Source organism: Stenotrophomonas sp. 107298_Sma (assembly GCF_056480345.1).
Window position 1 is genome coordinate 2,051,673 of sequence record NZ_CM151094.1, and the last position, 22,848, is coordinate 2,074,520.

The 22,848-nt window shown below is 66.0% G+C and carries 13 protein-coding genes; 11 read left to right on the plus strand and 2 right to left on the minus strand.

Annotated features, from left to right (window positions below):
* The first annotated feature begins 12 nt into the window (after positions 1-12).
* From ACZK2G_RS09660 to cueR, 5 genes are all read left to right on the plus strand, one after another.
* Positions 13-1,011: a glycosylasparaginase gene (locus ACZK2G_RS09660; RefSeq protein ID WP_136639909.1), complete on the plus strand. Its 999-nt coding sequence runs from the start codon at positions 13-15 to the stop codon at positions 1,009-1,011.
* On the plus strand, positions 1,008-1,745 hold the full coding sequence (locus ACZK2G_RS09665; RefSeq protein WP_136639910.1) for a copper homeostasis protein CutC: 738 nt from the start codon (positions 1,008-1,010) through the stop codon (positions 1,743-1,745). The genes ACZK2G_RS09660 and ACZK2G_RS09665 overlap by 4 nt, the downstream gene beginning before the upstream one ends.
* Positions 1,746-2,140: 395 nt before the next feature.
* Positions 2,141-5,098 carry a TonB-dependent receptor plug domain-containing protein gene (locus ACZK2G_RS09670; protein ID WP_046985967.1) on the plus strand — a complete coding sequence of 986 codons (2,958 nt, stop codon included), beginning with the start codon at positions 2,141-2,143 and terminating at the stop codon, positions 5,096-5,098.
* A 173-nt stretch (positions 5,099-5,271) separates the two neighbouring features.
* A complete protein-coding gene (locus ACZK2G_RS09675; protein WP_478475378.1) occupies positions 5,272-7,773 on the plus strand; it encodes a heavy metal translocating P-type ATPase in 2,502 nt (833 codons plus the stop codon).
* An 11-nt stretch (positions 7,774-7,784) separates the two neighbouring features.
* Positions 7,785-8,240, plus strand: coding sequence for a Cu(I)-responsive transcriptional regulator (cueR, locus tag ACZK2G_RS09680; protein WP_197619559.1), 456 nt, complete (start codon positions 7,785-7,787; stop codon positions 8,238-8,240).
* 80 nt (positions 8,241-8,320) lie between these two features.
* Here the strand turns inward: cueR and ACZK2G_RS09685 are convergent, their stop codons facing one another.
* Positions 8,321-8,515, minus strand: a complete 195-nt coding sequence (locus ACZK2G_RS09685) for a heavy-metal-associated domain-containing protein (protein ID WP_012510895.1) — start codon at positions 8,513-8,515, stop codon at positions 8,321-8,323.
* A gap of 197 nt (positions 8,516-8,712) precedes the next feature.
* Positions 8,713-11,790 (minus strand): TonB-dependent receptor, encoded by a 3,078-nt coding sequence (locus ACZK2G_RS09690; protein ID WP_337303000.1) that lies wholly within the window; start codon positions 11,788-11,790, stop codon positions 8,713-8,715.
* A 1,030-nt stretch (positions 11,791-12,820) separates the two neighbouring features.
* On the opposite strand from ACZK2G_RS09690, the gene ACZK2G_RS09695 reads away from it, so the two are divergent.
* From ACZK2G_RS09695 to ACZK2G_RS09720, 6 genes are all read left to right on the plus strand, one after another.
* The gene (locus ACZK2G_RS09695) at positions 12,821-15,286 is read left to right on the plus strand and encodes a GH92 family glycosyl hydrolase (protein ID WP_253079158.1); all 2,466 of its coding nucleotides are present in this window, start codon (positions 12,821-12,823) and stop codon (positions 15,284-15,286) included.
* Positions 15,287-15,382: 96 nt separating this feature from the next.
* Positions 15,383-16,432 carry a LacI family DNA-binding transcriptional regulator gene (locus ACZK2G_RS09700; protein WP_014037023.1) on the plus strand — a complete coding sequence of 350 codons (1,050 nt, stop codon included), beginning with the start codon at positions 15,383-15,385 and terminating at the stop codon, positions 16,430-16,432.
* A gap of 60 nt (positions 16,433-16,492) precedes the next feature.
* A complete protein-coding gene (fucP, locus tag ACZK2G_RS09705) occupies positions 16,493-17,806 on the plus strand; it encodes an L-fucose:H+ symporter permease (protein ID WP_100468323.1) in 1,314 nt (437 codons plus the stop codon).
* Between the two features lie 7 nt (positions 17,807-17,813).
* Complete coding sequence (locus ACZK2G_RS09710; RefSeq protein WP_337303073.1) at positions 17,814-18,809, plus strand: carbohydrate kinase family protein; 996 nt, start codon at positions 17,814-17,816, stop codon at positions 18,807-18,809.
* Complete coding sequence (locus ACZK2G_RS09715) at positions 18,806-20,032, plus strand: AGE family epimerase/isomerase (protein WP_197619624.1); 1,227 nt, start codon at positions 18,806-18,808, stop codon at positions 20,030-20,032. The genes ACZK2G_RS09710 and ACZK2G_RS09715 overlap by 4 nt, the downstream gene beginning before the upstream one ends.
* A 76-nt stretch (positions 20,033-20,108) precedes the next feature.
* On the plus strand, positions 20,109-22,727 hold the full coding sequence (locus ACZK2G_RS09720) for a beta-mannosidase (RefSeq protein ID WP_478475382.1): 2,619 nt from the start codon (positions 20,109-20,111) through the stop codon (positions 22,725-22,727).
* Positions 22,728-22,848: the final 121 nt, after the last annotated feature.

Here is a 22,848-nt window from a genome sequence, read left to right on the forward strand (position 1 = left end):
TGGGAGGGGACGATGGTGGATCGCAGGCAGTTCCTGCAGGCCGGTGCACTGGCCGCAGGCATGGCGGCATTGCCGGGCGTGCAGGCGCGCACGCAGGGTGGGGCCCGGGTGGTCTCCACCTGGGACTTCGGCGTACCGGCCAACCAGGCCGCATGGAAGGTGCTGGCGCAGGGTGGCAGCGCGCTGGATGCGGTGGAAGCAGGCGCACGCTGGGCCGAGAGCGAGCTGTGCAACCCCACTGTTGGCCATTGCGGCAATCCGGATCGCGACGGCGTGCTGAGCCTGGACGCGAGCATCATGGACGGCGATGGTCGCTGTGGTGCGGTGGCAGCGCTGGTCGACATCCTGCATCCGGTGTCGGTCGCCCGCAAAGTGATGGAAAACAGCCCGCATGTGTTGCTGGTGGGCGAGGGCGCGCAGCAGTTCGCGATGCAGCAGGGCTTCGAACGCAAGCGCCTGCTGACGCCGCAGGCCGAAGCCGCCTGGCGCGAGTGGTTGAAAACCGAGAAGTACCAGCCGCAGATCAACGCCGAGCGCCGCGGCATTCCCGGCAGCAGCGACAACCACGACACCATCGGCATGCTGGCACTGGATGCCAAGGGCCACCTGGCCGGTGCGTGCACCACCAGCGGCATGGCCTGGAAACTGCACGGCCGCGTCGGCGACAGCCCGATCATCGGTGCCGGCCTGTACGTCGACAACGACGTGGGTGCGGCCACCGCCTCGGGCGTGGGTGAGGAGATGATCCGCAATGCCGCTTCGTTCCTGGTGGTCGAGCTGATGCGCCAGGGACGTTCTCCCGCGCAGGCCTGCCGCGAAGCGATCGACCGCGTGGTGCGCAAGCGCCCGGAAGCGAGCAAGACACTGCAGGTGTGCTTCCTGGCCATGAACAAGCAGGGTGAGGTGGGCGCTTACGCGCTGCATCGTGGTTTCGTCTATGCAGTGTGCGATGCGCAGCGCCAGGACGATCTGCGTGATTCGCCGTCGATCTACACGAGCACCCAGGCGTGAGCACGCGGCTGACCCTGGAGATCGCCAGCAATTCGCTGGCATCGGCGCTGGCCGCGCAGGCCGGCGGCGCCGACCGCATCGAGCTGTTCGACAACCTGGCCGAGGGCGGTACCACGCCGTCGTTCGCCAGTATCGCGATCGCCCGCGAACGCCTGTCGATTCCGTTCTTCGTGCTGGTGCGGCCACGCCCGGGCGACTTCCACTACGACGGGTTGGAAACCGAGCTGATGCTGCGTGACATCGCGCAGTGCCGCGCGCTGGGCTGCGATGGCGTGGTGATCGGTGCGCTGGATGCGCAGGGCGGCATCGACGTGCCGTTGTGCCGTGAACTGGTGCAGGCTGCCGGGCCGCTGCAGGTGACCTTCCACCGCGCCTTTGATGCTGCCCGGGACCTGCCCGCCGCGCTGGAGCAGGTGATCGGGTTGGGTTGCCAGCGCGTGCTGACCTCGGGCGGTCAGGTCAGTGCCGAGGCCGGTGCCGATGTGCTGGCAGGCCTCGTTACCCAGGCAGCGGGCCGCATCACGGTGATGGCCGGCGCCGGACTGGCCCCGGGCAACATCGCAGCCGTTGCACGGCAGACCGGTTGTACCGAACTGCACGCCTCGGCCAAGGGCCTGCGGCGCTCGGCCATGCAGTTCCAGAACCCGGCTTTGCGAGGGTTGGATCCGGACTGGAGCCAGACCGCCACTGCCACTGTGGCCGCGCTGCGGCAGGCGCTGGACGGCGCGCAGTAACCCGCTTCTTGTGTAGAGCCGAGCCTACGCTCGGCTGCTCTTCGCGACGAACAACAGCAGCCGAGCGCAGGCTCGGCTCTACAACGACCCGCTGCCGTACGCGGACAAATCCGTTCCGCGCACGATTGTCGCGATCGTGTCATTGACGTGTGCGCCGTTTTCTCAGCGATGTTTCGCAACCCTTTGATTATCTTGGATACCTGCGGCCGATAGCGGCATTGCGCCGCGTCTTGCTGCGTCGCCGCATGCCCGGCGTGGTTCAGCTGTGCTTTAGTTTGGATCGATCCACAGGGGAGGGCGCCGTATCGGTCTTGAACCGATCCAGGTGCCCGGATCAGCCGTAGAGCCGCGCCACCAACCGTCCGTGCGTCCACACTTTCGAAGAGCAACCACCCATGGCTCAGTCCGTTCGCAAGCGTCGTCACCTGCTGTCCCAGGCGTTGATCCTGGCCCTGTTGCCCCTGGCGGCCAGCGCGCAGGAGGCCGCCAGTTCGTCCACCAAGGATCTCGACGCGGTCACCGTCACCGGTTCGCGCATCAAGCGCGCCAGCGTTGAGGGCCCGGCACCGGTCAATGTGATCACCGCCGCACAGATCCAGAAGGAAGGCTTCGTCAGCGTGTACGACGCGCTGAAGACGCTCACTGAAGCCACCGGCACCGTTGAAGCCGCCTCGCAGTGGGGATCGCATACGCCCAATGCCAGCGGCCTGAACCTGCGCGGGATGGGCCCGAACCGCTCGCTGCTGCTGGTCAACGGTCGCCGCGTGGCCGACTACCCGTTGCCCTACGGTGGCGAAACCAACTTCTCCAACTACGGCAACATTCCCGCTGCTGCGGTGGAGCGCATTGAAGTGCTGACCGGTGGTGCCTCGGCCATCTACGGTTCGGATGCGATCGCCGGTGTGGTCAACGTCATCCTGAAGACCAACTACGACGGCGACGAAGTGCGCGTGCGCGGTGGTACCTCCACCGAAGGCGGCCGCGATACCTGGGACCTGTCCTGGGCTGGTGGCAGGACCGGCGACAACTGGAGCGTGACCTACGCACTGCAGTACACCAAGCGCGATCCGCTGTTCGGGCGTGACCGCCCGCAGATGGACGATGCCGACGATGCGCCGTATCCGTCCTGGAACATGGAACAGCGCAAGGTCGGCTTCCGTCCCACCGCAGGGCTGGCGCTGATCGATCCCACGACCGGCCAGCGCCTGGCGCCGCCCACCGGCACCTGCGAGAAATTCGACGGCGAGTACTACACCGCCGATCGATTGGTCTACAACTACGCCGCCAACACCATCACCAACACCGGCCGCCTGTGCGGCATGAGCGCCGACTACGCCAACTGGCTGCTCACCGGTGGTGCCGAGAACGTGTCCGGCAACCTGTATGCCACCTTCGATTTCAGCAACGACCTGCAGGCCTGGACCAACCTGGCGGTATACCGCTCCGAAGCGATATGGGGCACCAATCCGCCCAGCGTGTCGCTGATCGACGATGACAACGGCTACTACTGGGATGCCAACCGCAACCGCCCGATCCTCGGCGTGCGCCAGTTCACTCCGAACGAGGTGGGCGGCCTGGACACGCTGCGTAACACCAACCGCGAACTGTCCTGGGACTGGAGTGCGGGCCTGCGTGGTCGCCTGGCCGATCGCTTCGACTGGAGCGCCACGGTGGGCCGTTCCTACTACCGCGTTGAAGAGCGGCAGAACGTGGTCGACAAGCAGAAGTCGTACGACTATTTCCTCGGCCCGAAGCTGGGCACCACCGCCGACGGCGAGGCGATCTACGCACTGAACGAATCGCGCTGGTGGAACCCGCTGACGCCGGAGCAGTACTGGCAGATGGGCACGGTCGCGAAGAACCGTGCGTCCTCATGGGTCAACCAGGCTTCGGCGGATATCACCGGCGAACTGTTCCAGGGCTGGGCCGGCCCGATCTCGTTCGCGGCGGTGGCCGAAGTCGCGCAGCAGGGCTACCACCTCAGTCCGGACCCGCGCGCCGGCATCGACTTCGACCTGCAGAACGTCGATCGCGGTGGCGGCGAGCGCACCCGCTATTCGGCCGGCGTCGAGTTCAAGATTCCGCTGCTGGAAAGCGTGACCGCCACTGCGGCCGCGCGCTATGACCGCTATGGCAGCTACAAGGCTGACAACAGCGGTGAAGCGCTGGACATCGGCAGCCAGAAGGAGACCACCTGGAATGTCGGCCTGGAATGGCGCCCGGTGGAGTCGTTGCTGGTGCGTGGCTCCTACGCCACCAGCTTCCATGCGCCGGACATGCACTACCTGCTCGGCCAGCCGAGCAGCTCCGAGGTGCAGACCTATGACCGCCTGCGCTGCATCCAGAGTGGCGCGTACCTGGTCAACAACTGTGGCGTGGGCAATACCGATGTCTGGTACACGTTCGACGTGAACCGGCGTGGCACGCCGCTGCTGCGTTCGGAGACCGGTGATTCGTGGACGGTCGGTTTCGTCTGGGATGTGCTGCCGAATCTGTCGGTCAGTGCCGATTACTGGGCAATCAAGCTGGAAGACATGATCGTCGACGTGGGCGCCGACGAGGTGCTGGCCAGCGAGGCGGGCTGCCTGACCGGCAAGAACATGGACGGTACGCCGTGGGCCAATCCGGCCGGTGGTGAATACTGCGCCGGCATCCTGGCCCGGGTGAACCGTGACAGCAATGGTCGCCTGGTATCGATTGAACGTGGCCCGTTCAACCTGGCCAGCCGCGAAGTGCGCGGCATCGACCTGACCGCGCGCTATCGCCTGGAAACCGCGCAGTGGGGCAGCTTCCAGCTCGGCCTGAACTACACCAACCAGATCTCAACCAAGGAACAGCGTTACGCCAACGATCCGAACCCGGAGCGTCGTGACCGTGACCTGCGCAGCAAGCTGCGCGCGAGCCTGGCCTGGCAGCGTGGCAACTGGAATGCCAACGTCTATGCCGATCGCATCGGTTCGGTGCCGGGCGTTCGCTATCACTGGGGCACTGATCGCCTGAACAATCCTGGTGGTTGCCTGCCGTTCGCCGACGGTTACGTGCCCAGCGACAGCCCGTCGTTGAACTGCCTGGAGCCGGCGACGCGTCCGGATGGCTCGCCCAATCCGAACCCGAACGCCGGCCAGCAGACCACGCGCTACTACGGGCGGGTCGGCCCGTTCATCACCTGGAACTTCAACATGGGCTACCAGGTGACCGAACGCGCCAAGGTCAATGTCTACGTCAACAACGTGTTCAATTCGGCCAGCTGGAACCATAAGGATCCGTACAAGCTGGACTATGACTTCGCCCCGACCCGCCTGCTCGGCGCGGTTGGCCGCGAGTTCGCGCTGGAGTACGTGTTCACCTTCTGAGGCGGACAGCGGGGGCGTCGGGCCTTGATCCGCAAGGCGTCCCCGTCCGCTCGGTAGATCCACGTCATGCGTGGATGAACCCCTTCATGAACCCCGGGGTGGCTGGATTTGACCTTCCCACGATGGCAAGGTTTAGCCTGTCCGCATCCAGAAGGAATCCCGGGAATCCGATCATGACCACGCCCCGCGCCACTGCAGTCCCCGCCAGCTCGGCCACCATCAGCCTGCCCATCGAGGGCATGACCTGCGCCAGCTGCGTCGGCCGTGTCGAAGCGGCACTGTCCAAGGTTGAAGGCGTGGGCAGTGTCTCGGTGAACCTGGCCACCGAGCGGGCGGATATCCGCGCGTCCGGACCGGTCGATCGTGCCGCGCTGATCCAGGCGGTGGAGCGGGTGGGCTACGACGTGCCGGCCGCCACCGTCGAGCTGGCGGTGGAGGGCATGACATGTGCCTCCTGCGTCGGTCGCGTCGAGCGCGCGCTGCTGGCGGTACCGGGCGTCAGCCAGGCCAGCGTCAACCTGGCCACTGAACGCGCCACGGTGCGCGGCGTGGCAGCCGCGGACGCGCTGGTGGCGGCCATCGACAAGGTCGGCTACGCCGCACGCCTGATCGAGGCCGGCGTGCAGTCCGATGATGAGGCCGCCGAAAAGAAGGATGCCGAGCGCGCCGAACTGAAGCGCGACCTGATCGTGGCGAGCGCGCTTGCGTTGCCGGTGTTCGTGCTGGAAATGGGCTCGCACCTGATTCCCGGCATGCACGAATGGGTGATGGCCACCATCGGCATGCAGACCAGCTGGTACCTGCAGTTCGTACTGACCCTGCTGGTGCTGGCCATTCCCGGCCGCCGCTTCTACCAGAAGGGTTTCCCGGCACTGCTGCGGCTGACACCCGACATGAACTCGCTGGTGGCGGTGGGTACCACCGCAGCGTTCGGTTACTCGGTGGTGGCGACCTTTGCACCGCGGTTGTTGCCGCCGGGCACGGTGAACGTCTACTACGAAGCAGCGGCGGTGATCGTCGCGCTGATCCTGCTCGGCCGCTTCCTTGAGGCGCGCGCGAAGGGCCGTACCTCCGAGGCGATCAAGCGCCTGGTCAACCTGCAGGCCAAGGTCGCGCATGTGATCCGTGACGGCCGCACGATCGAGATTCCGGTCAACGAGGTTCTGAGCGGCGATGTGGTGGAAGTGCGCCCGGGCGAGCGCGTGCCGGTCGATGGCGAGGTGATCGAGGGCCGTAGCTACATCGACGAGTCGATGATCAGTGGCGAACCGATTCCGGTCGAGAAGCAGCCGGGCAGCAGCGTGGTGGGCGGCACGGTCAACCAGAAAGGTGCACTGACCGTGCGTGCCACGGCGGTGGGCGCGCAGACCATGCTGGCGCAGATCATCCGCATGGTCGAACAGGCACAGGGCTCGAAGCTGCCGATCCAGGCGGTGGTCGACAAGGTCACCCTGTGGTTCGTGCCGGCGGTGATGCTGGCCGCACTGGCGACCTTCGCGGTCTGGTTGATCTTCGGCCCATCGCCGGCGCTGAGCTTCGCGCTGGTCAATGCGGTGGCGGTATTGATCATTGCCTGCCCGTGTGCAATGGGCCTGGCCACGCCGACGTCGATCATGGTCGGTACCGGCCGCGGCGCCGAGATGGGCGTACTGTTCCGCAAGGGTGAAGCACTGCAGTTGCTGAAGGACGCGAAGGTAGTGGCGGTGGACAAGACCGGCACGCTGACCGAAGGCCGGCCGCGCCTGACCGACCTGGAGATCGCCGACGGCTTTGATCGCGCCACAGTGCTGGCCGCGGTCGCCACCGTCGAATCACGTTCGGAGCATCCGATCGCCCGCGCCATTGTCGATGCAGCCACCGAGCAGGGCCTCGCGCTGCCATCGATGGTCGATTTCGATTCGGTCACCGGCATGGGCGTGCGCGCCAGCGTAGAGGGCGCACGGGTAGAGGTCGGCGCCGATCGCTTCATGCGCGATCTTGGCGTGGATATCACCGCGTTTGCGGCGCTGGCGGCCGAACTCGGCGCGCAGGGCAAGTCGCCGTTGTACGCGGCCATCGATGGACGCCTGGCAGCGATCATCGCAGTATCCGATCCGATCAAGCCGAGCACGCCGGCCGCGATCGCGGCGCTGCATCAGCTTGGCCTGAAGGTGGCGATGATCACCGGTGACAACGCCGGTACCGCGCAGGCGATCGCGCGCCAGCTGGGTATCGATGAGGTGGTGGCCGAAGTGCTGCCGGAAGGCAAGGTCGAGGCGGTGCGCCGCCTGAAGGCCACTCATGGCCATGTTGCCTTTGTTGGTGACGGCATCAACGATGCGCCGGCGCTGGCCGAGGCCGATGTCGGCCTGGCCATCGGGACCGGCACCGATATCGCGGTGGAGTCGGCCGATGTGGTGCTGATGTCGGGCAACCTGCAGGGCGTGCCGAATGCCATCGCGCTTTCGAAGGCAACGCTGGGCAACATCCGACAGAACCTGTTCTGGGCCTTTGCCTACAACACTGCATTGATTCCGGTGGCGGCCGGCGTGCTGTACCCGGTCTGGGGTGTGCTGCTGTCGCCGGTGTTCGCCGCCGGTGCGATGGCCTTGTCCAGCGTGTTCGTGCTGGGCAATGCGCTGCGCCTGCGCCGCTTCCAGCCGCCGATGGCGGATGCCCCCGCTGCGAGCCACTGAAGGAGAACCGCATGAACATCGGTGAAGCCGCCAAGGCCTCCAGCGTATCGGCGAAGATGATCCGCTACTACGAACAGATCGGCCTGATTCCCGCGGCAGATCGCACCGAGTCCGGCTACCGGGCGTATTCGCAGGCGGACATCCACCGCCTGCGTTTCATTCGCCGCGCGCGCGATCTCGGCTTCCAGGTCGCCGAGATCACCGACCTTCTGGGCCTGTGGAACGACACCTCGCGGCACAGTGCCGACGTCAAGCATCTTGCCGAACAGCACATCGCCGACCTGGAACAGCGTATCGAAAGCATGCGGCAGATGGCCGACACGCTGAAGTCGTTGATCAGCTGCTGTGCGGGCGATGAGCGCCCGGAATGCCCGATCCTGCAGCGGCTGGGCGAGGACGAAGAGACCCTGACACCGCCGGAGACCGCGAAGACCGGTGCAGTACGGCGCCGCACGCACAAGCACTGACCTGGCGTTGCATGCATGAAAAAACCCGCCCGGTGCAGCTGCACCGGGCGGGTTTTTCGTTGCAGGCGCAGGGTAGGGAATCAGGCCGTGCGCGGCGGGAAGCCGGCATCGGTCAGTGCCGCCACGATCTGTGATTCGCTGGCCGAGGTCTGCACCTGCACGCGACGGCTGGCCGGATCTGCCTGCACGCTGGCCTGCGGATCGACCAGCTCGATCGCCTTGGTCACGCTGCGTGCGCAGCCGCCGCAGGTCATGCCTTCAACGTGGAATTCCATCTGTAGCTCCTTCGGTGCTCTTGGGGTGGAGCCAGTGTGCACCTTCCAACATTGGCAGGGTCAAGCGCAGGGCTGAACCGAAGAAAAGCGCCAGCAAAAACGGCAGCCACCTGTACCAGCGCGGCTGCCGTGGAGGAACGTCCCCGCCAGGGCGGGGCGTGGGTTGCGCCGGGTGGGCCCGGGCAACCGGTGGTGCCTCAGAACTTCCAGGTGGCGCCGAAGTACAGCTGGCGGCCTGCGTAGGTGTTGGAGAAGAGACGTGCCTTGGTGTCATTGCCCAGGTGCACGCGCTGCTCGGACTTGGTGGCATTGATCACCGAGGCGGTCAGCGTCCAGTCCGGGGTCAGGTTGTAGGCAACGTTCAGGTCCAGCTGGTCATACGGTTCGGTGTAAATGGTGAGGCCGTTGTTGAGCCCACCGACCACCTGGCCGCGACGGTTGAACGAGGCGCGCGCGAGGAACTTCTCGTTCTCGTAGAAGACCGTCACGTTGGCCTGGTTCTTGGCGCTGCCGACCAGCGGCGAGGAGCCGATTTCCTGCCCGTCCAACACAATGGAAGCCAGGTTGGTGTCGTTGTAGGTGTAGTTGGCCTGCACGCCGAAGCCGAAATCGAAGGTGTACTGGCCATACAGCTCGACGCCCTGCGAGACACCATCGCGGCCATTGGCCTGGGTTTCATAGCGCTGCACGTTCACCGCTTCACCGCCGATGACCATCGGCGTGTCGCGCACCACCGGCAGGGTGAAGTTGTCCACGTTCTTGCGGAACAGGCCGACGCCGGCGACCGCGCCCGGCTGGAAGTACCACTCCAGGCCCAGGTCGAACTGGGTGGCCTTGAACGGTTCCAGCTGCTTGTTGCTGCCCTTGCCGACCCAGCCTGCGGTCGATGCGCCACCGGCAACGCGGCGATCATTGACATACTCTTCGCTGTAATAGCTCAGTGCGCCCGGAGCTGCGATGTCGGTGTAGCCGGGGCGGGCGATCACCTTCGACGCGGCACCACGCAGCACCAGCGTGTCGGTGATGTCCCAGGCGATATTGAAGCTCGGCAGTACGTCGGTGTAGGTACGGTCCACGCCGATCAGGTCGTACGTCTTGCTCTGCGCGAGGTCGTGCGGCAGGCGCACGAAGCCGCTCTCGCAGCTGTAGGTCGGGTAGGCCGCAGCGGCCGGATCGGTGCACGCCATCGGTGCGCCGGATGCGTTGTCCAGGAAGTAGTCGTTGAACTTCTCGATCGAGTCGGAGGACTGCGCGAACTGCTTGGTGCGCACCACGCGCACGCCGACATTGCCGCGCAGGCGTTCGGTACGGAAGTTGGCCTGGAAGTAGCCCGAGTAGATCTTCTCGTTGACGTTGTAGACGAAGTCTTCCTCGGTACGGTTGTGCGAACCGCCGTAGGTCTTGTTCAGGTAGTCGATGTAGGCCGGGTAGTTGATGCCCGGGAACACGTTGGCATTGAAGCCGCCGGCAATGTTGCTGATCGGATTGGACAGGAAGAAGCCGGGCTGCGCGTCGCCGGCAGTCGGATCGCAGCCACTCTGATAGCGGCTGTTGTCATAGTCGGCCGGGTCGCGGCCGGGGCACACCCAGTAGGTGTTGCCGGTATTGCGATGGACCTTGCCGTCACGGTATTTGGCACCGAACTGGATCGAGTCCAGCCAGCCCGACTCGAACAGCTTGGTCACGTCAGCCTGGAAGTAGTTCTGCTTGACCTCGGTGCGCTTCCACGACGAATCGGTCGAGCCGGTGTCGACTTCGGCGATGCCGTTCATCAGCTGCTGCTGCAGGTCGGGCGAGAAGGTGGCCGACGGCGTGCCGGTCAGGTCCCATGCGCTGTACAGGTTGCCCGACAGGTAATCGTTGCCGACCTTGCGCCGCGGCTTGGCCGACATGCGGAAGTTCATCGACGGACCACCTTCGGACCAGGTACGGCCGCCGGTGAACGAGGCCTTCCACAGCGGGCTGATATCCCAGTCGATGGTCAGGTCAGCGGTCTGCGACAGCGCCTTTTCCTTGCTGTAGCCACCGGTCAGCTGCGGCGTCGGAACCGTGCAGTCGTCCGGGCCCCAGCCGCCGGGCTTCAGGCCAGCGGCCTTGGCCTGGTCTTCGCTGCAGTAGTAGGTCTTTCCAGCCAGCTTTTCGAACTGGGCGCCGGTGACGGTGTTTCCGCTGGGATCGAAATCCAGGCCGTTGAGCAGGCGGCCGCCGGCCCAGTTTCCATCACCGTTGAAGCGGGCCATGCTCCATTCCGGGATCTTCAGCATGTTCTGGGTGTAATCACCCTGCAGCTCGAAGCGGAAGTAGTTGGCCGTCATCGTGACGTTGTCCACCGGCTTGAACTGGAAGGTCAGCTGGCCGCCCTTGCGCTCGCGCTTTTCTTCCTTCACGGCGAAGTTGACCGAGGTCGGCATGAAGAAGTCGCTGTAGTTGCCGCCGGTCTGGTTGTTGAAACCGGACTTGCCCCACCAGTAGTGGATGCCATCCTGCGCCTGCACGTTGCCATAGGCATCGCGCGCCTTGCCGGCGCCATACCACTGGTAGTCCTCGGTGCTGGCTTCCATGGTGCGGGTGGTGCGCTTCTGCTGCGTCACGCCGATCAGCACGCCGAAACGCTCGTCCTTGCTGTGCCACGAATACAGGGCTGAGGCCTGCGGGTCGATATCGTGGTGGGTATCGGAGGAGGTGCCCTCGAGCGTGACGAAGCCCGAGTTGGATTCCATGTCCAGCGGACGCCGCGTGTGCAGGATGACTGTGCCGCCGATGCCGCCTTCGTCGATGCGGGCTTCCGGCGACTTGAACAGTTCTGCACTGGACAGCATGTTCGACGGCAGCAGGGTGTAGTTGAACGAACGGGTGGCTTCGTCGTTGGTTTCCGACGTGGCCACGTAGTTGCCGTTCAACTGGGTCAGGGTCAGGTCTGGTGCAAGGCCGCGAACGCTGACGCTCTTGCCTTCGCCGCCACTGCGGGTGATGACGACGCCGGGCACGCGCTGCAACGCGTCGGCGACGTTCTTGTCGGGGAACTTGCCGACATCTTCTGCGGTGATCACTTCGACCACGGCGTTGGCGTCGCGCTTCTGTGACAGGCTCTTCTCGATGGCGTAGCGGTAGCCGGTGACCTGGACGCTGTCCAGGTTGGTGGCCTCCTGCGAGCCGGTGGAGGTGGCCTGCTGCGCGGCGGCGCCAGCCGGAATGACGGCGGCGGCCAAGGCCAGCGCGATGGCTAACGCCAGTGCGTCCTGACCATGCGTACGTGTTGAATGCTTCATTCCCATCTCTCCCTCTCTCCTGGATTGATCCGGTGACGTGGCACGGACAACTTGAATCGATCTAATTTGAAGTGACATTGTCGCTATTGCCATGCAGTGGCAGTAGCACCGTGCGCGTGGCCTGGTACGTCCTGTTGCTGCTCCCCCAACTCCCGGCCATCGCAGTGTCGTTCTTGGATCGATCTAAGCGATGGGCGGGCGATTTTTAGCATGGGTCGCCCGCGGGCGCATGCTGCTGCGCAATATGGTACTGGCGTGGCGAAGGGATGACGGTTTGCTGAAAACAGTGAAATCGTTTTCGTGCGCAGGGGAGGGTGGGTCGGCAGGGCTGCGCCCTGCACCTGCTGTGAGCCAGGGCAACAGCCAAAGCCAAAGCCAAAGCGGCTCTGGGTTGTCTGTGTGTTGGGCGGGGCGGTGTCGGATTGCGGGGACGCCTTAAACCCGTCCATGGGGGCTTGGCCGCGGCATCCAGGCCGCGGACACCCCGCAATCCGACACCGCCCGCCTTGGACAGTTTCCCGGTGGCGGTTGGATTGATCCTGGAACGACATGGGGTCGTGGGGTCAGATCCGTTTTCCTTCGGAAAACGGATCTGACCCAGATTGATTTCGTTATCTGTCAGAGATTGATCGACGCATGGCGTGGATCTACCGCAGATCGCGGAGATCTGTCGAAGGCGGGGTGGGTCCGGTTGAGCCGCATGGATGCGGCGACCGAGCCTACATGGACGTATTTACGGCGTCCCCCGCAACCGGACCCACCCCGCCACCCCACGGACAGCCGGCTTTTGCTGCGGCTTCGGCTTCGGCTTCGGCAGGTGCAGGGCGCAGCCCTGCCGAACACCCTCTCTCATGCTGCGCCGCAGAATGCATTCGGCTGAACCTGCATGCTCTACTTGAATCGATCTAAATTCACGGTCTGGTGGGTCGGGCGTCATTCCAGGGGGAGCTCTCTGCAGGTCAGGGCAGGGCTCAGCGGAACGGTGTCGGACGGCCCCGGCCGTCTGCCTCCGCGTCATCGACTACAGGAACCCGACATGCGTCCAGTGCCGTCCGCTCCCGCCGTCCCATTGTCCACGCGCCCGCTGGTGCGCCTGGCCTGCCTGCTCGCACTGTCGGCGGCGCCGATGCTGCTGCAGGCGGCGCCGGCTGCGCTGGAGCGCGAGGTCAACACCTTCATCGGCAGCAAGGACGATGGCAACACGTTCCCGGGCGCATCGGCGCCGTTCGGCCTGATCCAGGTCAGCCCGATCGGCAGCCACTATTCGGGCTGGCGCTACGACGACGAGAAGATCCGCGGTTTCGGCCACTCCTTCATCTCCGGCGCCGGCTGCTGGGAGCAGGGCGGCCAGGTGTCGGTTCTGCCGGTCACGGGCTCGATCGGTCCGGGCGGCGATTTCGATACTGGCAATGCGAAGAAGTTTGACCATAAAGCCTACGCCGCGTCGTACACCCATGACGGCGAGATCGGCCAAGCGGGCTATTACAAGGTGCGGCTGACCAGCTACGGCGGCATTGATGCGGAGGCGACTGCACGTACGCGTGCTGCGGCCGAGCGCTACACCTTCAGCCAGCGCAGTGGCGATGGCCACGTGCTGGTCAACGTCGGCCAGGCCAACGAGCGCCATTCGGTGATCGGCAGCGTGGTCGACGTGGTCGGCGACCGCGTGGTCGAAGGCAAGCTGGTCACCAAGAGCTTCTGTGGCGGGCACCAGTACACCACCTGGTTCCGCATCGAGTTCGACCGTCCGTTCAAGGCGCATGGCACCTGGGGCGAGGGCGGTGGCCTGCCCGGCGCGCGCCACAGCATGGAAGGCGAGCAGAAGCCGAACGGTGCCTGGCTCAGCTTCGATCTCGGCAAGGGCCAGTCGGTGACAGCGGTCAGCGCGATCTCGCACGTGGATGCCGAAGGCGCGCGCACCAACCTGCGCGCGGAGGGCATGCAGGGTGGGGCGCTGCTCGGCTTCGACCGCATGCGCGCGCTGTCCCAGCAGTCGTGGCGTGAGCAGCTGGGGCGGGTACGTGTGCAGGGCGGTACGGCCGATGACCGCACCGTGTTCTACAGCGCGGCCTACCACGCGCTGCTGCAGCCGATGACCGGCAATGATGCCGACGGCCGCTATCGCGGCTATGACGATGGCATCCACCGTGCCGATGGCTGGACCTACTACGAGTACTTCTCGCTGTGGGATACCTACCGCGCGCAGAACCAGTGGCTGGCGCTGACCCGCCCGGACGTGGCGCGGGACATCGGCCGCACCCTGCTGGCGATCGACGAGCAGGGTGGCTGGCTGCCGCGCTGGGGCTATGCCAACTTCGAGACCAACATCATGACCGGCGATCCGGTCACGCCGTTCATGGTCGATCTTTGGCGCTTCGGTGCGCTCAAGGGCCGTGAATCGCAGGCGTGGGATGCGCTGCGTCGCAATGCGTTCGGTACGCCGCCGCTGAACTCGCGCATGGCCGGTCGCTCCGGCAACCCGACCTACCTGGACAAGGGCTACGTGGTCTACGACCGCGCGTTCCCGTCCAAGGGCATGGACGTCGATCCGCACCACGGCGGCTCGGCCACGTTGGAATATGCGCTGGCCGACTGCGCGCTTTCGCAGATGGCCGATGGGCTTGGCCATGCGCAGGACGCGGCGACGTTGCGTGAGCGCGGCCGCAACTGGCGCAAGGTGTGGGATCCGCAGGTGCGTGACGCCGAGACCGGCTTCACCGGTTTCCCGCGCCCGCGTACCGAAGATGGCCAGTGGTATACGCCGGCCGATGGCCACTACAGCCCGCGCTCGCACCACGGTTTCCATGAAGGCACGGCATGGCAGTACCAGTGGCTGGCGCAGCAGGACGTGCCGGGCCTGGTCGAAGCGATGGACGGCCGCGAACAGGCCGGCCGCCGCCTCGATGCATTCTTCGCGATGGACGCGCTGCAGGCCGATCCGCTCAATGCCGCGCGCAAGGAGTGGGTGGTCGGGCCGTACAGCTATTACAACCAGTTCCGCTACAACCCGAACAACGAGCCCGACCTCCACTCGCCTTGGCTGTACACGCTGATCGGCCAGCCGTGGAAGACCGCCGCCGTGGTGCGCGCTGCCCAGCAGCTGTTCACCAATGCACCGAATGGCGTGACCGGCAACGATGACCTCGGCACGATGTCGGCCTGGTACCTGTTCAGTGCCATCGGCGTGTACCCGGCGGTGCCGGGCAGTGGCCAGTTCCTGCTGCACACGCCGCGCTTCAGCAAGGTGGAGGTGGACATGGGCAATGGCCGCACCCTGCGCATCGATGCGCCGGGCGCCGATGGCCGCCGCCTGCAGTACGTGCAGGGCGTGCAGGTCGATGGCCAGGCGCATGCACCGGTGTGGCTGGACTGGAACCGCCTGCAGCAGGGCCCGCGCCTGCAGTTCGCGCTCGATGCGAAGGCGCCGGAGCAGGGCTGGGGCACGGCGGTGAAGGACCTGCCGGTATCCTGGTGCGCGGCACCGGGCAGCCAGCTGCGCTGAGACGGACTGTGCCGTTCGCGGTCACCCAGCGAACGGCACGGCACGACAGGGCCCTGATCCATTAGGCTTGAGCATCCAGCGGAGTCCGGGAAGACGATGAACGACAACGGCAGCAGTCCCAGCAAGCGCGCCGGCAAGGCGGTGACGGTGACCGACATCGCGCGTGCCATCGGCGTGTCACGGGCAACCGTGTCGCTGGTGCTGCGCGGCAGCCCGCTGGTCAACGTTGATACCCGCGCCAAGGTCGAGGCCGAACTGCGCCGCCAGCGCTATGTCTACAACCGCGCCGCTGCCAACCTGCGCCGGCGGACCTCGTCGAGCATCGCGCTGGTGATCAACGATCTGTCCAACCCGTTCTTCGCCGAATTCGCTTCGGGCGTGGACGAGGCGCTGGGCGGGCGCGGCTACGTGACCCTGCTGGGCAGCACGGGTGAATCGCCGGAGCGCCAGCAGGCGGTGCTTTCGACGCTGATGGAACACACCCCGGCCGGCCTGATCCTGTCGCCGGCCGAAGGCAGTGACACCGCGCTGCTGCGCCAGGCGCTGGGTGCCAATGCCAACGTGCTGCTGTTCAACCGCGAACTGGAGGGGGCCGACTGGGACTTCCTGACCCTGGACAACCAGCACGGCGCCTACCTGGCCACGCGCCACTTGATCGAGCGCGGCCATCGCCAGATCGCCTTCTTCGGTGGCCACGCGGCATCCAGTTCGTGCCATCAGCGCCGCGCCGGTTTCCAGCAGGCGCTGGCCGAGGCTGGGCTGTCGTTGCCGCCGGGTTGGATGATCGAGTCGGCGCCGAACCGCCTGGAAGCTGCGGCGCGCACCGATGAGCTGTTTGCCGACGGCCATCGGCCGAGTGCAGCGGTCTGCTACAACGACACCGTCGCGCTGGGCTTGATGCTGGGCTTGAATTCGCGTGGCATCCGTCCGGGCGGTGACTTTGCCGTTACCGGTTTCGATGATATTTCCGAAGCGTCGGTGGCGGTGCCGCCGTTGACCACGCTCACCGCTGACCCGCGCGAGCGGGGCCGGCAGGCTGCCGCGCTGCTGCTGCAACGACTGGACGAACCGGACGCGCCGCCACGGCGCACGGTCGCGCCGGTGCAGCTGCGCATCCGCGAAAGCAGTGCCGCACGACCGAACTGATTCCTTCCATACACCCCTTCCACGCAACAACGACCTTCCGCGCATCGAGGCGCGTACCGCATGCCGATCTCCGCAACGCCCCGTCCATCGGGTTCTTCGGGCAACGCACCCGCCGTCACCAACGGCAAGGCGCTGGCCGTGGTCACCACGATCTTCTTCATGTGGGGCTTCCTGACCTGCCTCAATGACATCCTGATCCCGCACCTGAAGGCGGTGTTCGAGCTGAACTATGCCAAGGCGATGCTGGTGCAGTTCACCTTCTTCGGCACCTATTTCCTGATGTCGCTGCCGGCAGGTCGCCTGGTGGCGGCGCTGGGCTACAAGAAGGGCATCGTGGCCGGCCTGGTGATTGCTGGTATCGGCGCGCTGGGCTTCTGGCCAGCGGCCGAGCTGCGCGTGTACGGCGCCTTCCTGGGCGCGCTGTTCGTGCTGGCCACCGGCATTACCGTGCTGCAGGTCGCTGCCAATCCCTACGTCGCACTGTTGGGCCCGGAGCAGACCAGCTCCAGCCGCCTGACCCTGGCGCAGGCGCTGAACTCGCTGGGCACGGCCATTGCGCCGATCTTCGGCGGCATGCTGATCCTGTCCAACACAGTCAAGAGCGCCGATGAACTGAGCGCGCTGCCGGCCGCCGAGCAGCTGGCCTACCGCGCCGCCGAGGCGCAGGCTGTGCAGGGCCCGTACGTGGGTCTGGCAGTGGCGCTGGTGCTGCTGGCGTTGTTCGTGTTCCTGTTCCGCCTGCCGGCGCTGAGCGACGCCACCGAGCAGGCCGACCAGGGCCACCACCACAGCTATCTGGATGCGCTGCGCAAGCGCCACCTGTTGCTGGGTGTGCTGGGCATCTTCTTCTACGTCGGCGCCGAAGTGTCGATCGGCAGCTTCCTGGTCAACTACTTGTCGATGCCGAGCATCGGCGGCTTCAGCGAGCAGGAAGCCACCCACTACGTGTCGGCCTACTGGACGATGGCGATGATCGGCCGCTTTGCGGGCTCGGCGCTGCTGGCGCGCTTCTCGCCGAGCCGCCTGCTGGCGATCTTCGCGCTGGTCAACGTGGCGCTGCTGGCCACGACCATGCTGACCTCCGGCAGCGTTGCGCTGTACTCGGTGGTGGCGATCGGCCTGTTCAACTCGATCATGTTCCCGACCATCTTCGCGCTGAGCATCGAGCGCCTGGGCCCGCTGACCAACAAGGGTTCCAGCCTGCTGATCATGGCCATCGTCGGCGGCGCCGTGGTGCCGTACCTGCAGGGCGTGCTGGCCGACCACATCGGCGTGCAGGCCAGCTTCATCCTGCCGCTGCTGTGCTACGGCTACATCATTTTCTACGGACTGGTCGGCGCGCGTACGCCGGCTTCCGCAACGCAGGGAGGCTGAGTCCGGAATGGGTGCCATTGTCTGCTTCGGCGAAATTTTGATCGATCTACTAGCGCAGCCGCCGGCCTCGGCCGACACGCCGCGCGCGTTCCTGCAGTACGCCGGCGGTGCGCCGGCCAACGTCGCGGTAGCGGCTGCGCGGCTGGGCGCGAAGACCCAGTTCGTCGGCATGCTGGGCCGTGACATGTTCGGCGACTTCCTCGCCGACAGCCTGGTCGAGCACGGCGTGGGCACGGATTACATCGTGCGCACCGACGCGGCCAAGACCGCGCTGGCCTTCGTCGCGCTGGATGCCAGCGGCGAGCGCAGCTTCAGCTTCTACCGCCCGCCGGCGGCCGACCTGCTGTTCCGTGACAGCGACTTCCAGGCCGCGTGCTTCGACGGCACACAGTGCTTCCACGTGTGCTCCAACAGCCTGACCGAGCCGGCCATCGCCGAAGCGACCTTCGCCGGGATGGACCGCGCCCGCGCCGCCGGTGCGGTGGTCAGCCTGGACCTCAACCTGCGTCCGGCCCTGTGGCCGGCGAACGAGGATCCGACGCCACGCCTGTGGCAGGCGCTGGAACGTGCCGACCTGGTCAAGCTGTCGCGCGAGGAACTGGACTACCTGGCAGCACCGCTCGGCGATGACGGCGAGGCGCTGGTGCTGCGTCGCCTGCTGGCCGCGCAGGCGCGCTGGGTGATCGTCACCGATGGTGCGGCCACTCTGCACTGGTACACCCGTGACAACCACGGCATGGTCACCAGCTTCCGCGTAGCTACGGTCGACACCACGGCGGCCGGTGATGCCTTCGTCGGCGGCGTGCTGGTCGGCCTGCTGCAGCGCGGTGGGGCGGGCGCGGGTTTCGCCGCGTTCTGCCAGGACCCGGACGCGATCGCCGCCACGCTGCGCTTCGGCGCCGCCGTGGGTGCGCTGGCGGTTACCCGCAAGGGCGCGTTCGCCGCGATGCCCTCGCTCGATGAAGTGCAGCAGCTGCTGCAGGCACAGGACATTACTGCATGAACATCCCGCCCGATTTCCGTTCGCCCGCGTTCCTGCGCGCGCATATCGCCGACACGATGGCGTTCTACCATCCGCGCTGCATCGATCCGAACGGTGGCTTCTTCCACTACTTCCGCGATGACGGCAGCATCTACGATGCCAGCCACCGCCACCTGGTGAGCAGTACCCGTTTCGTCTTCAACTACGCGATGGCCTACCGTGAGTTCGGCAATGCCGAGTACAGGGAGGCCGTCGAGCATGGCGTGCGCTACCTGCGCGAGGTGCACCGCAACCCGGCCACCGGCGGCTATGCCTGGACCCTGCGCGACGGCAAGGTCGAGGACGACATGAACCACTGCTACGGCGTGGCCTTCGTGCTGCTGGCCTACAGCTGCGCACTGAAGGCCGGTGTCGAGCAGGCCCGCGAGTGGATGGACGAGACCTGGCAGCTGCTGGAAGCGCGCTTCTGGGAGCCGCAGCACGGCCTGTACAAGGACGAGGCTGACGGCCAGTGGAACTTCACCGGCTACCGCGGCCAGAATGCCAACATGCACATGTGCGAGGCGATGCTGGCGGCGTTCGAGGCCAGTGGCGAGCAGCGCTATGTCGAGCGCGCGCTGCAGCTGGCCGACAACATGACCCGCCGCCAGGCCGCCAAGGCCGGTGGCCTGGTCTGGGAACATTACGATGTGAACTGGGAAATCGACTGGGACTACAACCTGGACGACCCCAAGCACCTGTTCCGCCCGTGGGGCTTCCAGCCCGGCCATCAGACCGAGTGGGCCAAGCTGCTGCTGATCCTCGATCGTCACGTGCAGGCCGACTGGCTGGTGCCGACCGCGCAGCACCTGTTCGACGTCGCCGTCGCACGCAGCTGGGACGACGCCCGGGGCGGCCTGTACTACGGCTTCGCTCCCGAATCGCGCCGCCAGCCCGGCATGGATGGCGCGCCGATCGGCGGCGACAGCTTCGTCTGCGACGACGACAAGTACTTCTGGGTGCAGGCCGAGACGCTGGCGACCGCCGCGCTGATGGCCAAGCGTACCGGTGATGATCGCTACTGGCAGTGGTACGAGCGCATCTGGGCGTACTCCTGGGAGCACTTCGTCGATCACCAGTACGGCGCCTGGTTCCGCATCCTCGATGCCGACAACCGCAAGTACAGCGACGAGAAGAGTCCGGCCGGCAAGGTGGATTACCACACCATGGGTGCGTGCTACGAAGTGTTGAACGTCGTGCGTTGAGGCGCGTAGCGCCGTACGCATGATGAATCGGAATCGGTAGCGCCGGGCCGCGCCCGGCGGAAAACAGGAGCATCACGTGCATCGCATTTCCCTCGTTGTCCGTCTGCTCCTGCTGCTGATTGCAGCCATTTCCTTCCCGTTGGCTGCAGCCCCGCTGCAGGCGCAGTGGGAATTCCGCATGCTGCCCGGCGACGCCCAGGGTGCAGCCCACCCGGGCCTGCAGCAATGGCGGGCCGCGAAGGTGCCGGGCAGCGTGCACACCGACCTGCTGGCGCATGGGCTGATCCGCGATCCGTACGTCGGTGCACCCGAGGCCGAGCTGCAATGGATCGGCCTGGCCGATTGGGAATACCGCGCCCGCTTCGACGTGGACGCGGCGACGCTGGCCAAGCCCAATGCCGAGCTGCGCTTCGATGGGCTGGACACCTATGCCGAAGTCAGGCTCAACGGCAAGCCGCTGCTGCGCGCGGACAATGCGCACCGTACCTGGCGAGCGCGCGTGGAGGGACGCCTGCGCGCCAAGGACAATGAACTGCAGATCGTGTTCCGTTCACCGATCCGCACCCTGCTGCCGGGTGTGCAGGCGATGCCGCACAAGATTGCTGGTAACTATCCTTCACCCTATGGTGATGAGCCCAAAGACGCGATGGTCGGCAACTTCGCGCGCAAGCCGGCCTATCACTTCGGCTGGGACTGGGGCCCGCGCTATGTCACCGCCGGCGTCTGGCGCGGGGTCGAACTGCAGGCCTGGGACGCGCACCGCCTGACCGATCTTGCCGTGCGTACCGATGCATTGAGCGCGGAGCAGGCGAAGCTGGCGGTGCTGCTGCAGGTGGAGCAGGGCAGCGCTGCCGGTTCTGCGGTGGTCAATGTCGATGTGCGCGATCCGCACGGACGCAGCGTGGCCCAGGTGCAACGCACGGTGCTGCTGAAGCCCGGCCAGAACACGGTTGAGCTGCCGGTTGAGCTGGCCACGCCGCGACGCTGGTGGCCGGTGGGCCATGGTGCGCAGGACCGCTATACGGTGCAGGCTCGCCTGGACGGTGGCGCCGATGCAACACTGGCGCGCGAGCAGCGCATCGGCCTGCGCACGGTTGAACTGCGCCGCGAGGAAGACGGCAAGGGCGGGCAGGGCTTCGCTTTCGTCATCAATGGCGCGCCCATCTTCGCCAAGGGCGCCAACGTGATTCCGTTCGATGCCTTCCCCGCACGTGTCGATGCCGCACGACTGCGCCAGGTGCTGACCGCCGCGCGCGACGCCAACATGAACATGCTGCGCAACTGGGGCGGCGGCTACTACGAGGAAGATGCATTCTTCGACATCGCCGATGAGCTGGGCCTGCTGGTCTGGCAGGACTTCATGTTCGGCGGCGGCATGCAGCCGGGCTACGATCCGGCCTTCCGTGCCAGCGTGGTGGCCGAGGCGCGCGACAACGTGCGCCGGCTGCGCCATCACCCGAGCATCGTGCTGTGGTGTGGCAACAACGAGGAAGAAACCGCCTGGAAGGACTGGGGCCACGGCCGCGACCTGAAGGCGGCCGACCCGGCATTTGCGGCGAAGGTCTGGCAGGGCTATCTCGACCTGTTCGGCAATGATCTGCGCCAGGTAGTGGGTGAGGAAGGGCTGGGCGTGCCGTATTGGTCCAGCTCGCCCAGCAACGACCTGGATGAAAAGGCGAACGATTCCACCCGCGGCGACAAGCACTACTGGCAGGTCTGGGGCAATCCGGCACTGCCGGTGCAGGCCTACCTGCGTGAGACCCCGCGCTTCATGTCCGAATATGGACTGCAAGCATGGCCGTCGGTGGCGACGGTGGACCAGATCGCCACCCGCGCCGAACAGCGCATCGACAGCCCCGTGATCCGCGCACACCAGAAGTTCATGGCGGGCGAAGGCAACAGCCGCTTGCTGCACTACATTGAATTGGGCTATGGCACGCCGAAAGACTTCGAGGACTTCGTCTACCTGAGCCAGGTGATGCAGGCCGATGGCATCGCACTGGCGGCGCTGCACCATCGCGCCTCGCGTCCGTACACGATGGGCTCGCTGTACTGGCAGCTCAACGACGTCTGGCCAGGTGCTTCATGGTCCAGCGTGGACTACTTCGGTCGCTGGAAGGCGCTGCACTTCGCCGCGCGGCGCTTCTTCGCGCCGGTCACGCTGGCGGCATTGCGTGATGAGGGCAGTACGCGGGTGCGCCTGCTCAATGACGGGGCCGCGCTGGATGCGCGCTGGCGGCTGCGGGTGATGGACGTGGACGGCAAGGTGCTGCGCCGTCGCGAGGAAGCGGTGACGATGGCCGCTGCCGGTGTCACCTCGATCGGTGATTTCCGCGATGCCGAATTGTTGGCCGGTGCCGACCCCAAGCGCACCGTGGCGGTGTTCGAGCTGCTGCAGAACGGGGCGGTGAGTGCCCGCCAGGTGGCCGGATTCGTCGAAGCCAAGGACCAGATCCTGCCGCGGCAGAAGCTCAAGGCCAGCCTGTCCATTGAAGGCGACCACTATCGTTTGCGATTGGAAAGCGCGGCCTACGTGCGTTCGGCGTGGATCGACTTTGGTGCATTGGACGTGCAGGTGGAAGACAACCTGCTCGAACTGCTGCCCGGCGAAACCCGCGACATTGCGGTTCGCAGCCCGGTGGACCTGGCTGCCCTGCGCGAAGCGCTGAAGGTGAAGACCCTCAACGACCGTTGAGGGCGGCGCATCCTGTTCTGGTACGTGCCAACCTTGGTTGGCACACCCGAAGCATGCCAACCAAGGTTGGCATCTACCAGAAGCGGAGTCGGGTAGGTGCGGACCGTGGGTCCGCACACCT